We start from the raw sequence: 14,821 nt of genomic DNA on the forward strand, positions 1-14,821 counted from the left end.
CCTTGAGTCGTTAGTATCGCCTATCCTATGGCGCCAGTATTTAGAGAGCTTATTATAAGTGGTAACTAGATAGAGCCTTGAAAAGTATCGCAGCTCGAAAAACTACCAGTATTAGCGCCACGATTAAACCAATCCATGCGCTCTTGAGCTGAGCCGTGAGTGAAGTTTTCGCGGCGTGGTGGAACACCCGCTCGTTTCATGATGGTGTCATCACCGACGGCTTCGGCAGCCGATAGCGCTTCTTCTAAATCACCAGACTCTAAAAATTGAGTACGCTTCTGTGTATGATTTGCCCAAACACCAGCTAGACAGTCTGCCTGTAACTCCATTTTTACTTGTAGCGCATTCTGCCCGACTTTGTTTGTCTGGCGCTGTGCTTGGCGAACTTTACTGGAAATACCGGTCACGGTTTGAATATGGTGGCCAACCTCATGCGCTAGAACATAAGCTACAGCGAAATCACCGCTCGCTCCCATGCGTTGTAACTCACCCAAAAAACTTAAGTCGAGGTAGATTTTTTTATCGGCGGGACAATAAAAAGGCCCTGATGCAGCTTGACCAGTGCCACAAGCGGTAGGCGTTCTATCGCGATAAATAACTAAGATTGGCTCTGGATAATTGGAGTTTGATTGTTTAAAAAGGGCGCTCCATGTATCTTCGGTATCCGATAGCACGACGCTAACGAAATCATAAATCTCTTGTTCTTCAGCGGTTGCTTGATAGTTAGTTTGCTGTGTCGAGCTCGATGATTGCCCCCCAAGCACGCCAGAAACAACCTGCATTGGATCTTGTTTAAAGACAAATATAGCAATCAGCGCCATGATAATGCCGCCAATACTCAGTTTTGCACCCGACTTCATGCGTTGCCCGCGACGATCATCAAGGTTGCTACTGCGTCTACGATTTCTCCACTTCATTCGAATTCCTTTTTTAAACAGGTGCCTTAAGAATAGACGAAATGTAGAAAACAAGGCAAGAATTAGCGCAACTTATGAAGCAATATTACAATGAATGGAATCAATAAAAGAGAAACTAAAAAAGCCATAAAAGGAAGCGTGAACCCTTTATGGCTTTTATTGGATGGTAACTAATCGTTATTCTTTGGACTCAAGTTCGGCGCGCTTTACAGCCTCAGACTGGACTTCACGACGCACTTGCAAGTTTTGAATTTCGTTGATTCTAAATGGCATTTCGAGGTAGTTACCCGAAGAAATAGTAGTATTAACTCTAACCGTAGAGCCGCTTACAGAATTAATGCGACCTCTATAATCTTTGCCGCGGTAACTGAAACGCGCATCGTAACCAATGTAAGAACCTAAATTTCTGGGATCGGTTTGTTGAAGGGTCAACCCTTGCACAAGGGTCAAATTATCGTCTTCAACTTCAACCACTGTATCCAACGGCGGTAACTCGGAACGCGAAGGTGGGTTACCAAACAATTGGTTAATGCGTTTATCGTTAAGGAAAATGCTTAAACTTAAGGCATGAACCAAGCGTTGCGCCGACATTCCCATCATATCCATAGTGTTAATCGATTCGGATGGGTAGGTATCAAGTCGAATGCTGCGTGGCTGACGGATGTACTCTTGGTAGCTACTATAAAACTCGTCGCTAAAGTGTAAATTGTTGTTGTAAAGCACGTGGCGCAGATAGTCCATGTGACGCGAATAATACTGCTCTAGCTCTAAACCTTCGAGCTTTGCACAGTGTTCAAACAGTCGCTCCGTGAAAACCGGATTTAAACTTTCCATGGTAATGGATTTTAGTTTAGGGTTTTGTACCAGGGCGTTTGGATTGATCTGATCGAGCAGAAAGTCGATGTTAAAACTACCTAAGTCACCAGCATTTAAGTACATATTCCAATTTGCTTGGTTGATATGCTTGTCGTAACTGAATTCGGTTGAAAAATCGAGGGTCACTTGCTTATAACCCATGTCCATCAAATCACTCACCTCAAGGTTATCTTTATTATCGCAGCCGGCTAATGTGATCTGTGTGAAGATATCAGGTTCGGTTTTAAAGTCAGACGAAGAATCCATGCTAGACGTTAATGGGAACTGTAATTGAACCAATTCAGCGCTTACAGTATCGGCTGTGCCGAAATATTGACCCGTTTCGATGCCGCGCACCATCTTGAAGGAGTCGAGCAAACTACCTGTGCCAAAACGAAACTCTTTTACGGTAATCTTTTGGGCGGAGCCTGGCATGGTGATTTCGATGCCTGTAGTGACTGATTTACCGTCCAGGCTGACGTAGGTGGAGTCATAACTCGCCGAGGTTTGCATTTTTATCATCGAAAATGCATCGTCGATCATCTGTTTGTTTTTATACCAAATGTAACCGTAGGCCATCCCTGCCAATATCAAGATAATGATCACTAATCGTGTAAAAAATTTCACCAGCCACTCCTTCTTATAGTGTCAACAAGCGTTCGCTTTAAAAAATCATACCAACATCAGAATACTGAGGTTATAACTGGCGTGGCATATAATAGGGTTGAGGATTGAACCACTGCGTTCTCGGATTGCCGCTAAACAGATCCCCAATACAAAAATAGCGGCTAAACCTACCCAGTAGTTGTAATATTCTATTAGGTGGAAAGCCATAAATACAACTGCGGATAGGAATATTGCCAAATATACACCAAACCTGGCGTGCATAGAATCGTAAATAAGGCCGCGGAAAAGGTATTCTTCAAAAAATGGGGCCAGTATCACTGTGCCAATTATCAGCAAGGCTTGTGCATAAAAGCCACCATTTTTGATAATGTCGAAAGTACTGCTACGACCCATTTCAGGAGGGTATATTTGACTCAGCTGGAGAGTTACAACGGCCACACCTATTCCGATAACTAAAGAAACCAAGAACCAGTTTATAGAGGTGGAAAACAGTTGGTGCACAACCTTATAAAGGTATTCCTTGGTTAAAAAAAACAATAAACCATAGGAAAATAGGATGGATATGATAAGGGCTGCTATCAAAGTTAAGCCTGACTGCTGCCCAGGGCTATCATTGAGCGACTGAGAGTTTAAGGTTTCAACGAGAAATAACGCTAAACTTGTAGTCAATGATAAAATCAATAACGTTGAAAGTGCCAGCCATAAACTGTAAATAACGTGGACACTGCTATTGTGTGGCTGTTTTTTATCTTTTATCACTGGGTATTATTCTTTAATTCCTTTAAAGCATTGATTTTAAGGTTAACAGACGAGAAAAGATAGTCAAAAGCTGTTCAAAAGTTATACAAATAAGAGTATGATCTCGCCCCCTATCCCTAGAGGGTTTACAATACCCCTTTAGTTATTTGAAACAATTTAGGTAAGAGTTCGATTTATGCGTTATCCAGAAAACTACTCAGTCATTATTATTGGCGGCGGCCACGCGGGAACAGAAGCTGCTTTAGCCTCTGCGCGTATGGGCGTGAAGACACTATTATTGACGCATAATATTGATACTTTAGGGCAAATGTCCTGTAACCCAGCGATTGGTGGTATCGGCAAAGGTCATTTGGTTAAAGAAATCGATGCCTTGGGCGGCGCAATGGCGCAGGCCATCGATCGCGCGGGTATACAATTTCGCACGCTTAATGCCAGTAAAGGTCCAGCGGTTCGAGCGACTCGAGCCCAAGCGGATAGAGCGCTCTATAAAGCAGCGATTCGTGAAACCTTGGAAAATCAGGAAAACTTGGATATTTTCCAAAATGCCGTGGTTGACTTGATCGTCGACAATGAAACAGGCGCTGGGCTTGCCGATCAAAAAGTCATCGGCGTAAAAACGCAGATGGGCTTAGACTTTTATGCCGATGCTGTGGTCTTAACCGTAGGTACTTTCTTAGGCGGTAAGATTCATATCGGACTACAAAACCACTCAGGTGGTCGCGCTGGCGATCCGCCATCAGTGGCGCTCGCCGAGCGTTTGCGTGAATTGCCCTTCCGCGTCGATCGTCTAAAAACGGGCACACCGCCACGTATTGACGCTAAATCTGTCGATTTTTCACAGCTAGAACAACAGCCAGGCGATAACCCTGTGCCGACCTTCTCGTTTATGGGCGATGTGTCGCAGCATCCGGAGCAAGTGCCTTGTTGGATAACGCATACTAGCGAGAAGACCCATGATATTATTCGTGGCGGACTCGATCGCTCGCCAATGTACTCAGGCGAAATTGAAGGGATTGGCCCGCGCTATTGCCCATCGATTGAAGACAAGGTGATGCGCTTTAGCGATAAAAACAGTCACCAGATCTTTGTCGAGCCGGAAGGCCTTAACACCCATGAGTTATACCCTAACGGTATTTCCACCAGTTTACCGTTTGATGTGCAAATGAATTTGGTTCGCTCGATCAAAGGCTTCGAAAATGCGCATATTACGCGCCCAGGCTATGCCATCGAGTATGATTTCTTCGATCCGCGTGACTTGAAAGCCTCGTTGGAAACTAAGTTTATTCAAGGCTTATACTTTGCCGGACAAATCAACGGCACCACTGGCTATGAAGAAGCTGGCGCTCAAGGTTTGATTGCTGGGATGAACGCGGCACTTCAAGTTCAGGGCAAAGACAGCTGGTCGCCACGTCGTGATGAAGCTTATATCGGCGTACTCATCGATGACTTAATTACTCGTGGTACGCAAGAACCTTACCGAATGTTTACATCACGCGCCGAATATCGACTGATATTACGCGAAGACAATGCCGATTTACGTCTCACCGAGCGTGGTCGCCAACTTGGGCTGGTCAACGAAGCGCGCTGGATTGCTTTTAACCAAAAACGTGAAGCGATTGATAGCGAATTAAAGCGTATCTCGAAACTGGTCATCACTCCTGAAAGCGAAGCGGCTACAGAGCTTAATAAAGTGTTAGAAAAGCCGCTGGGTCGTGCATATAAAGCGCAAGAATTACTGCGCCGCCCAGACGTTAGTTATGACTTATTGATGTCACAGCCGGAACTAGGGCCAAAGGTCGAGGACGTCAAAGTCGCTGATCAAGTTCAGATCCAAACCAAGTACTCAGGTTATATCGAGCGTCAAAAAGACGAGATCGAACGTAACTTGCGTAATGAGCATACTGAATTACCAAACGACATTGATTACACCCAGGTCAAAGGCTTATCTAACGAAGTAGCGCAGAAACTGCAAAACTTAAAACCTGAAACCATTGGCCAAGCCAGCCGTATTTCAGGCGTAACACCAGCCGCCATTTCATTGTTGCTGGTGTATTTGAAAAAGCGCAAGCACTTAAAGTCAGCGTAAAGCCTAATCAAGCCCTATTCCATTTTGGCGAATGGTGGAGTGTAAATAAAAAGATAGTCATTGCGAGCTAGCCAAGGCGTCCAAAGGAAGCCTTTGGGGAGCGCGGCAACCTCTAGAAGGCTCCTGTGGGGCTTACTTTATTGAGATTGCTTTGCTCATTAACACTTCCTCGCAATGACGGCAAAAATTTAAAAAAGAGAAAAGTGTGAACCCTCAATTAAAACAACTTCAACCAGAATTTAACCAAGAGTGTGAAAAGCTTGGAATCACGGTAACTGACGAGCAAAGTGAGCAATTGCTAACCTATTTGTCGTCGCTGCTAAAGTGGAACAAAGCATTTAACCTGACCGCGATTCGTGATCCGAAGGAAGGATTATACCTTCATCTGTTAGATTCTGTTGTGGTATCGCCAGCGGTTGCGGAGTTTGAGAGCTGTCTCGATGTGGGGACAGGCGGCGGTTTGCCGGGTATTCCATTGGCAATACTAAACCCAGAAAAGTCATTTACACTGCTCGATACGAATAGCAAAAAAACACGCTTTTTAAAGCAAGTGGTGTATGAATTAGGCCTTGAGAATGTCACTGTGGTCAATAAACGGGTGCAAGACTTCAACCATGAATCAGGGTATGCTTGCATACTTTCGCGTGCTTTTGCGTCCTTAAAAGATATGACGGACTGGACACAGCACCTTATCGCGCCAGAGGGGCAATGGCTGGCAATGAAGGGGTTATATCCGCAGGATGAGATTGAGGAATTAGACGAATCGCTAAAATTAGTCGATTCCAAGCAAGTAAAGGTTCCCAATTTGGACGCAACACGGTATTTTATTTATCTACAAAAAGCAGGGTGACAAAGCTTTTGTAAAAACAGCCAGCACAATCGACGAGTCTCGCTGGACATCAAAAGTTATTAATAATAAATTTACCAGCACTTATTATGATCCTGAAATAACAACAACTTGAGGTGACTTGTGGCTTATATTATCGCCATTACCAATCAGAAAGGCGGCGTTGGCAAAACGACCACCAGTGTGAATCTTGCAGCTTCGTTGGTTCAAGAAAAACAACGTGTGCTGATGATTGATATGGATCCTCAAGGTAACGCCACCATGGGCTCGGGAGTTGAAAAGTCTGAGTTAGAACTGTCTACTTACGACTCTCTGATGGAGCCTGAAGAAATTAAAAGTCATATTGTGAGCTCGGATGTGGCTGGCTACGATGTGTTACCTTCGAACGGTGACTTAACCGCTGCTGAAGTTCACTTACTCGAATTTAGTGACAAAGAAAAACGGCTCAAGCAGGCTTTAAAGTTGGTCGACGACCTGTACGACTATATCTTAATCGACTGTCCGCCATCATTGAACATGCTTACCTTGAATTCGCTAGTAGCATCGAACTCTGTGATTATTCCAATGCAGTGTGAGTATTATGCATTAGAAGGGTTATCAGCGCTGTTAAATACCATTCGACAGGTACAAGAGCATGTTAACCAAGATTTAGTGATCGAAGGCATTTTGCGCACCATGTACGATCCGCGTAATCGACTGTCATTAGAAGTATCAAGGCAATTATTCAGTCATTTCTCGGATAAAGTCTATCGCACCGTCATTCCAAGAAATGTTCGCTTAGCGGAAGCACCAAGTCATGGCGTGCCAGTCTTGTTCTACGATCGCAGTTCCAGTGGCTCCAAAGCCTACCTAGCATTAGCGGGCGAAATTATTAAACGCCGAAACGCAGCATAAGCAAAGAATATAAGTATAGAGGATATCTTATGAGTAAACGTGGTTTGGGCAAAGGATTGGATGCATTACTGGGCAATAGCACCAGTAAATCAAAAAATGCAACGAAAGAAGCAGGTTCAAACGCTGACTCAGAATCAATTCTAAATCAAGACGGTGTTTTAAAAGAAATGCCGGTCGAGTTCATTCAGCCGGGTCAATATCAGCCACGTCGAGTTATGACCGAGGAAGGTCTTGAGGAGTTAACAGACTCAATCCGTGCTCAAGGAATGATCCAACCGATCGTTGTCCGCCCTATTTCTAAAGATAAGTACGAAATTATTGCAGGTGAGCGTCGCTGGCGTGCGGCACAACGTGCCGAACTACATCAAGTACCGGTAATCATCAAAGAAGTCCCTGATGAAGCTGCCATAGCGATGGCGCTGATTGAGAATATCCAGCGCGAAGACTTAAACGCTATGGAAGAGGCCAATGCCCTACACCGCCTGAAAGAAGAGTTTAACTTATCGCATCAGCAAACCGCAGACGCGGTGGGTAAAAGTCGTACTACGGTGACCAACTTACTTCGCTTAATGCAGCTAACAGACGCTTGTAAGACACTACTGGAGCGTGGTGACCTCGAAATGGGCCATGCAAGAGCTCTGCTCGCTCTTGAGGGAGATAAACAAGCAGAAACTGCTAAAACTGTGGTGCAGAAAGGGTTAACCGTTCGTGAGACGGAAAAGCTCATACGAAATATAAATGATCCCAAGCCGAAACCTAAAAAAGAAGCGAAAGATCACCATATCGTGAGCCTTGAGCAACAATTGGCAGATAAAATCGGTGCTACAGTGGCCATCAACCACGGCGCGAAAGGTAAAGGCAATTTGGTGATAAATTATCACAGCCTAGATGAGTTAGACGGCATATTACAACATTTGGGTATTGAGTCAGAGTAAAACACAAGGTATGGGTATTGCTCTAAGTTACTGACTATTGGCGAAAAAAAAAACAACTTTGTGATAGTCGTTTTGTTGATAAAAGGCGGGTAAATCTTTATACTTGCCGCCCGAATTGTGGTGAAACTGGTATAAATGGCATGAATCAATCATTAGCTCGGAAAGGCCGTATGCAAGCCTATAAAATGGTTCTCGTGCAACTAATCATCAGTTTTATCTTGTTCCTGATTGGCTTGATGATCTCAGGAACGGTCAGCCTTTCGCTAGGGGTTGGAAGTCTAATTGTAGTTGTGGTGAACTTTATTTTTGCCACAATCGTATTTCGCAAAGCAGGCGCACAAGCGGCTTTAGATATTAAAAAAGCACTAAATTTGGGTGAAAGCTTAAAATTAATGCTAGCTGCAGCGCTAATGGCATTTGCATTTATAGTATTACCGGTGGAAGGCGCTCCACTTTTGATTGGCTACTCAATCATAGTGTTATCACAGTGGTTTGCACCGTTAATTATTAAAAGTGATTGAAGAGACGCTTTACATAAGGTACAAAGTAAAGCGTTTTACTTGATTAAAAAGTATAGGGTTTAAGAAGCAATGGCATCTTCAGAAAATCTAGATAGCGTTGGTTATATCAAGCACCACTTGCAAAACCTGCAGGTGTGTAAAACTGATGACGGTTGGGTATGGAACCAGTGTCAAGACGCTGGTTTTTGGGCAATCAACGTCGATAGCTTGTTCTTTGCATTCATATTAGGTGCCTTATTTTGCTTTAGCTTCTGGCGTGTGGCAAAAAATGCAAAAATAGAAAACCCAGGCAAGTGGCAGTCAATCGTTGAAATGATTGTTGAATTTGTCGACAAAGCGGTTAAAGACACCTTCCACGGCAAGAACCCATTAATAGCTCCATTAGCGTTAACCATCTTTATGTGGGTTATCCTGATGAATATGATGGATTGGATCCCGGTAGACCTTCTGCCTTGGGTCGCAGAGCAGACTAACGTTCATGTATTAGGCAACGAGGCTCATACATCATACTTAAAATTCTTGCCGACGGCTGATATCAATATCACCTTTAGCTTATCAATAGGCGTATTCTTACTAATCCTTTTCTATAGCATTAAAATTAAAGGCATTGGTGGTTTTGTCGGTGAGCTAACCTTGCACCCGTTCTCCAGTAAGAACAAATTTGTGCAGGTATTACTAATCCCAGTTAACTTGTTGATGGAAACTATTGGTCTTATCGCGAAACCGATTTCTCTAGGCCTACGTTTATTCGGAAACTTGTATGCAGCCGAGCTGCTATTCATCTTGATCGCTATCTTGATGTCGACCGGGATTGGAGGTTTTGTTGGTGGCTTTATAAGTTACATGGGTTGGGCAATTTTCCACATCCTAGTAATTCCGCTACAAGCATTTATCTTCATGATGCTGACGATTGTTTACTTAAGTCAGGCACACGAAGATCACTAATCAAAGGTCTATTAAAAAGTTATTGAGACAACGATTAGTAAAGAGTTTTAAGTTTTAAAGTTTAGTTTTTTATTTTTAGTTTTTAACATTTAACCATTTCTCGATTGGAGGAAAACAATGGAAACTTTGTTCGCGTTCACAGCATTAGGTGTGTTGTTAGTATTAGGTCTTGGTGCTTTAGGTACTGCGATTGGCTTCGGTCTACTAGGTGGTAAATTCCTAGAAGCTTCAGCTCGTCAACCTGAATTAGCTCCTATGCTACAAACTAAAATGTTCCTAGTAGCTGGTCTTTTGGATGCGGTAACCATGATCGGTATCGGTATCGGCATGTGGTTCACATTCGCAAGCCCATACGTTGGTCAATTGCAGACTTTAGTAGCAGGTTAATAAGTTTGCACGCTGGTATTTATACCAAAACCATGACTAACTACTAGAGAGGGGGAATCAAAGTGAATGTAAACTTGACCCTAATTATCAACATGATTTTCTTCGCAGCCTTCGTCTGGTTCTGCATGAAGTTTGTGTGGCCGTTTATTACGGGTGCAATCGAAGAACGTCAGAATAAAATTGCCGAAGGTCTTGCGGCTTCTGAAAGAAGTCAAAAAGATTTAGAGCTTGCTCAAGAAAAAGCAGCTGAGATTTTACGTGAAGCTAAGAGCCAATCTGCTGAGTTAGTAGATTCTGCGAAAAAGCGTCACACTGAAATCGTTGATTCTGCAAAAGATGATGCACGTGCCGAAGCTGAGAAAATTAAGTCAGGTGCACAAGCGGAAATCGAGCAAGAAGTTAACCGTGCGCGCGAACAGCTTCGCTCAAAAGTGGCAACTCTTGCAGTTGCTGGTGCTGAGAAGGTTATCGAGCGCAACATCGATGAAGCAGCGAACAATGATATGTTCGATAAGCTAGTCGAAGATTTATAAGGGTTAACTATGGCAGAGCTATCTACTATTGCAAGACCATACGCAAAAGCAGCATTCGAATATGCTCTTGATGCTCAGACTGTATCTGAGTGGGCAAGCATGTTAGATTTTGTCGCTCAAGCCGTTAGCAATGACAAAGTTGCAGCATTAATTACTAACCCTGCCCTTTCTTCTGAACAGAAAGGTGATGTAGTGTTAAAAGTTGGTGAAGGCCACTTAGTCGATAAAGTTCAAAACTTTATTAAACTGCTTGCAAGAAATAATCGCTTAGAAGCATTGCCAGCTATTCGCCAACGTTTCGACGTACTAAAAGCGAATTATGAAAAAACTGTTGATGTAGAAGTTACATCAGCAATGGCGTTAAGCGACGATCAATTGCAACGACTAACAGACAAGTTGACGACAAAACTTGGTCGTAAGGTTAACATTGAAACACAAGTAGATTCTTCAATGATTGGTGGACTGGTTATCAGAGCCGGAGACATGGTTATTGACGGATCAATACGCGGTAAGCTCAACAAGCTTTCCGAAACGCTAAGAGCTTAGTGAGGAAGAAGCATGAGTGTGCAACTGAATCCATCTGAAATTAGCGAGCTAATTAAAAAGCGCATCGATTCTTTTGAAGTCGTGAGCGAAGCTCGTAATGAAGGTACAATCGTTAGTGTATCTGACGGTATTTTACGAATTCATGGTCTAGAAGAAGTCATGGCTGGAGAGATGATTGAACTCCCTGGCGGCAAATATGGTATGGCTTTGAACCTAGAGCGTGATTCAGTCGGTGCGGTAGTACTAGGTGACTACACAGACATCGTTGAAGGTATGACTGCTAAATGTACGGGTCGTATTCTAGAAGTTCCAGTTGGTCGTGGTTTATTAGGTCGTGTTGTTGACGCCCTTGGTAACCCAATCGATGGTAAAGGTCCAATCGAAAATGACGGCTTCTCTCCAATCGAGAAGATTGCACCTGGTGTAATTGAGCGTCAATCAGTTGATCAGCCAGTACAAACTGGTATGAAATCTATCGATGCAATGATCCCAGTTGGTCGTGGTCAGCGTGAGTTGATTATTGGTGACCGTCAGACTGGTAAAACAGCAATTGCAGTAGATGCTATTATCAACCAAAAAGGCACAGGCGTTACTTGTGTATACGTAGCGGTTGGCCAAAAAGCATCAACAGTAAACAACATCGTTCGCAAGCTTGAAGAGCACGGCGCTATGGACCACACAATCGTGGTAGCAGCAACAGCCGCTGATGCAGCTGCATTGCAGTTCATCGCTCCTTTCTCAGGTTGTTCGATGGGTGAATACTTCCGTGACCGCGGTGAAGATAGCTTAATCGTATATGATGATTTGACTAAGCAAGCTTGGGCATATCGTCAGATCTCATTGCTACTTCGTCGCCCTCCAGGTCGTGAAGCATATCCTGGTGACGTATTCTACTTGCACTCGCGCTTACTAGAGCGTGCAGCACGAGTAAATGCGGATCACGTAGAGAAGATTACAAATGGTGAAGTTAAAGGTAAGACAGGTTCATTAACTGCATTACCAATCATCGAAACTCAAGCGGGTGACGTATCTGCTTTCGTACCAACTAACGTAATTTCGATTACTGACGGTCAGATTTTCCTTGAAACTGACTTGTTCAACGCTGGTATCCGTCCTGCGGTAAACGCGGGTCTATCGGTATCGCGTGTAGGTGGTGCGGCACAGACTAAGATTATTAAGAAGCTTGGTGGTGGTGTTCGTCTAGCATTAGCTCAGTATCGCGAACTTGCGGCTTTCGCTCAGTTCGCATCTGATCTTGATGACGCGACACGTGCACAGCTAGAGCACGGTCAGCGTGTTACTGAATTAATGAAGCAGAAGCAATATGCTCCGCTATCAGTAGCTGAGATGGCTGTATCGTTATACGCCGCTGAAGAAGGTCACTTAAAAGATGTTGAAATCAACAAAATCGGTGACTTTGAAGATGCATTGCTAGACTACTTCAAGAACCAGCAAAGCGACTTGTTGAATGAAATCAATGAAAAATGTGATTACAACGACGAAGTCAAAGCTAAGCTTGAAGAAGCTGTTACTAAGTTTAAGTCTACGCAAACTTGGTGAGAATTGTAATGAAGGGTGCTCAATGCGCCCTTTGCTACTTACCAAACACTAATTTTAGACTGGAAATAGAGTATGTCAGGCGCTAAAGAGATTCGTACAAAAATTGGATCGATTAAGAATACGCAAAAAATTACTTCTGCGATGGAAATGGTTGCAGCAAGTAAAATGCGTAAAGCGCAAGATCGTATGGCATCATCACGTCCTTACGCTGATAAAATCCGTACAGTAATTAAGCATATTGCACAGGGTACTCCAGAGTATCACCACGCATACATTACTGAACGTGACGTCAGACGTGTGGGTTATATCGTAATATCAACGGATCGCGGTTTATGTGGTGGCTTAAACATTAACTTGTTTAAAAAAGCCCTAAACAGCATGAAAGAATGGTCTGATCAGGACATCGAAGTTGATATGTGTCTAATCGGCAGCAAGGCTACAGGTTTCTTTAAAAGAGTCGGTGGTTCAGTAGTTGCTAAGACTTCAGGTTTAGGTGATACACCTGAAATTGAAGATCTAATTGGCGCAGTAAAAGTGATGTTGAAAGCCTACGATGAAGGTCGCATCGATCGTTTATTTATCGTAACTAACGAGTTTGTGAACTCGATGACGCAAGAGCCTAAAGTTGAGCAGTTATTGCCTCTTCCAGTAGGACAAGATGATGAATTGCGTCACCATTGGGATTATCTATATGAGCCAGAAGCGAAGCCGCTACTGGACAAATTGATGGTTCGCTTTATTGAGTCACAAGTTTATCAGGCAGTTGTTGAAAACATCGCCTGTGAGCAAGCCGCACGAATGGTAGCGATGAAAGCTGCTTCGGATAACGCAGGTGATCTTATTGATGACCTTGAGCTTGTTTACAACAAAGCACGTCAGGCAGCCATTACTCAAGAATTGGCTGAAATTAGTGCTGGTGCAGCTGCGGTTTAATCCATTGCTTTTGCGCGAATCCGTTTGCGTAAAGTAGAAAGATAAGTTTTTAGAAGCTTAAGATTGAGGAAATCAATATGAGCACAGGTAACATTGTAGAAATTATCGGCGCGGTTATCGACGTTGAGTTCCCGCGTGATAGTGTTCCTAAAGTTTATGATGCACTTACAGTAACCGATACTGGCTTAACTTTAGAAGTTCAGCAGCAGTTAGGTGACGGTGTTGTACGTTGTATCGCGATGGGAGCTTCAGATGGTTTACGTCGTGGGCTTGAAACAACTAATACTGGCGCGCCAATCCAGGTTCCTGTGGGTACTGAAACCCTAGGCCGTATCATGGACGTGCTTGGTAACCCAATCGACGAAAAAGGCCCTATCGGTGAAAAAGAGCGTATGTCTATTCACCGTAAAGCGCCTTCAATTGAAGAGTTAGCGCCAGCTAACGAACTTCTTGAGACAGGTATTAAAGTTATTGACTTGGTTTGCCCATTTGCGAAGGGTGGTAAAGTTGGTCTGTTCGGTGGTGCTGGTGTAGGTAAAACCGTAAACATGATGGAACTTATCCGTAACATCGCGATTGAGCACTCAGGTTTCTCAGTATTCGCTGGTGTTGGTGAGCGTACTCGTGAGGGTAACGACTTCTACCACGAAATGACTGACTCAAACGTAATCGACAAAGTATCGCTAGTATACGGTCAGATGAATGAACCACCAGGTAACCGTTTACGTGTTGCGTTGACGGGTTTGACGATGGCGGAAAAATTCCGTGATGAAGGTCGTGACGTACTATTGTTCGTTGATAATATCTATCGTTATACACTAGCAGGTACTGAGGTATCGGCACTTCTAGGTCGTATGCCTTCTGCGGTAGGTTACCAGCCTACTCTTGCTGAAGAAATGGGTGTTCTTCAGGAACGTATTACTTCAACAAAGACTGGTTCGATTACTTCGATTCAGGCGGTATACGTACCTGCGGATGACTTAACTGACCCATCCCCAGCAACGACGTTCGCACACTTAGATGCAACGGTTGTACTTTCTCGTCAAATTGCCGAGCTAGGTATTTACCCTGCGGTTGACCCACTTGACTCAACGTCACGTCAGCTTGATCCATTAGTGATCGGTAACGAGCATTATGACGTAGCACGTGGCGTTCAAGGTGTGTTGCAGCGTTATAAAGAGCTTAAAGATATTATCGCGATTCTTGGTATGGATGAGCTTTCTGAAGAAGATAAGCAAACTGTATCTCGTGCGCGTAAAATCCAACGTTTCTTATCACAGCCATTCTTCGTAGCAGAAGTATTTACTGGTGCTCCTGGTAAATATGTATCCTTGAAAGATACTATTTCTGGCTTTAAAGGCATTCTTAACGGTGAGTATGATCACCTGCCTGAGCAAGCGTTCTACATGGTTGGCTCGATCGAAGAAGCGGTTGAGAAAGCGAAAAACCTTTAACCAGCCCTGCTTAATTGTAAAG

Annotated in this window: 15 protein-coding genes; 12 read left to right on the forward strand and 3 right to left on the reverse strand. The window is 43.7% G+C overall.

Going from position 1 to position 14,821, the window contains the following annotated elements:
- Positions 1-65 precede the first annotated feature (65 nt).
- The 3 genes from ypfJ to ABD128_RS07385 all read right to left on the reverse strand — a co-directional run bounded on the left by ypfJ (position 66) and on the right by ABD128_RS07385 (position 3,158).
- Positions 66-917, reverse strand: a complete 852-nt coding sequence (gene ypfJ / locus ABD128_RS07375) for a KPN_02809 family neutral zinc metallopeptidase (RefSeq protein ID WP_343988736.1) — start codon at positions 915-917, stop codon at positions 66-68.
- Positions 918-1,094: 177 nt separating this feature from the next.
- Positions 1,095-2,399, reverse strand: a complete 1,305-nt coding sequence (locus ABD128_RS07380; RefSeq protein WP_343988738.1) for a hypothetical protein — start codon at positions 2,397-2,399, stop codon at positions 1,095-1,097.
- Between the two features lie 45 nt (positions 2,400-2,444).
- Positions 2,445-3,158 carry a CPBP family intramembrane glutamic endopeptidase gene (locus tag ABD128_RS07385; protein ID WP_343988740.1) on the reverse strand — a complete coding sequence of 238 codons (714 nt, stop codon included), beginning with the start codon at positions 3,156-3,158 and terminating at the stop codon, positions 2,445-2,447.
- 175 nt (positions 3,159-3,333) lie between these two features.
- Here ABD128_RS07385 and mnmG point away from each other — a divergent pair, with 175 nt between their 5' ends.
- From mnmG to atpD, 12 genes are all read left to right on the forward strand, one after another.
- Positions 3,334-5,244 carry a tRNA uridine-5-carboxymethylaminomethyl(34) synthesis enzyme MnmG gene (mnmG, locus tag ABD128_RS07390; protein WP_343988743.1) on the forward strand — a complete coding sequence of 637 codons (1,911 nt, stop codon included), beginning with the start codon at positions 3,334-3,336 and terminating at the stop codon, positions 5,242-5,244.
- A 205-nt stretch (positions 5,245-5,449) separates the two neighbouring features.
- A complete protein-coding gene (gene rsmG / locus ABD128_RS07395; RefSeq protein ID WP_343988745.1) occupies positions 5,450-6,094 on the forward strand; it encodes a 16S rRNA (guanine(527)-N(7))-methyltransferase RsmG in 645 nt (214 codons plus the stop codon).
- 120 nt (positions 6,095-6,214) lie between these two features.
- Positions 6,215-6,985 carry a ParA family protein gene (locus tag ABD128_RS07400; RefSeq protein WP_343988748.1) on the forward strand — a complete coding sequence of 257 codons (771 nt, stop codon included), beginning with the start codon at positions 6,215-6,217 and terminating at the stop codon, positions 6,983-6,985.
- 29 nt (positions 6,986-7,014) lie between these two features.
- On the forward strand, positions 7,015-7,920 hold the full coding sequence (locus tag ABD128_RS07405) for a ParB/RepB/Spo0J family partition protein (RefSeq protein ID WP_343988751.1): 906 nt from the start codon (positions 7,015-7,017) through the stop codon (positions 7,918-7,920).
- A gap of 140 nt (positions 7,921-8,060) precedes the next feature.
- Positions 8,061-8,441 carry an ATP synthase subunit I gene (locus tag ABD128_RS07410; protein WP_343988753.1) on the forward strand — a complete coding sequence of 127 codons (381 nt, stop codon included), beginning with the start codon at positions 8,061-8,063 and terminating at the stop codon, positions 8,439-8,441.
- 69 nt (positions 8,442-8,510) lie between these two features.
- Positions 8,511-9,386, forward strand: a complete 876-nt coding sequence (gene atpB, locus ABD128_RS07415; protein ID WP_343988755.1) for a F0F1 ATP synthase subunit A — start codon at positions 8,511-8,513, stop codon at positions 9,384-9,386.
- 117 nt (positions 9,387-9,503) lie between these two features.
- Entirely contained in the window at positions 9,504-9,773 is a 270-nt protein-coding gene (atpE, locus tag ABD128_RS07420) for a F0F1 ATP synthase subunit C (protein WP_110200230.1), read from the forward strand.
- A gap of 62 nt (positions 9,774-9,835) precedes the next feature.
- Positions 9,836-10,306 (forward strand): F0F1 ATP synthase subunit B, encoded by a 471-nt coding sequence (locus tag ABD128_RS07425; protein WP_343988758.1) that lies wholly within the window; start codon positions 9,836-9,838, stop codon positions 10,304-10,306.
- Between the two features lie 9 nt (positions 10,307-10,315).
- On the forward strand, positions 10,316-10,852 hold the full coding sequence (locus tag ABD128_RS07430; RefSeq protein WP_343988760.1) for a F0F1 ATP synthase subunit delta: 537 nt from the start codon (positions 10,316-10,318) through the stop codon (positions 10,850-10,852).
- Positions 10,853-10,864: 12 nt separating this feature from the next.
- Positions 10,865-12,412 carry a F0F1 ATP synthase subunit alpha gene (atpA, locus tag ABD128_RS07435; RefSeq protein ID WP_343988762.1) on the forward strand — a complete coding sequence of 516 codons (1,548 nt, stop codon included), beginning with the start codon at positions 10,865-10,867 and terminating at the stop codon, positions 12,410-12,412.
- Between the two features lie 72 nt (positions 12,413-12,484).
- Positions 12,485-13,345 (forward strand): F0F1 ATP synthase subunit gamma, encoded by an 861-nt coding sequence (atpG, locus tag ABD128_RS07440; protein ID WP_343988764.1) that lies wholly within the window; start codon positions 12,485-12,487, stop codon positions 13,343-13,345.
- A gap of 77 nt (positions 13,346-13,422) precedes the next feature.
- Positions 13,423-14,799 carry a F0F1 ATP synthase subunit beta gene (gene atpD, locus ABD128_RS07445; RefSeq protein ID WP_110200240.1) on the forward strand — a complete coding sequence of 459 codons (1,377 nt, stop codon included), beginning with the start codon at positions 13,423-13,425 and terminating at the stop codon, positions 14,797-14,799.
- The last annotated feature ends 22 nt before the right edge of the window (positions 14,800-14,821 follow it).

It is taken from the genome of Kangiella japonica (assembly GCF_039523535.1).
GTDB lineage: Bacteria > Pseudomonadota > Gammaproteobacteria > Enterobacterales > Kangiellaceae > Kangiella > Kangiella japonica.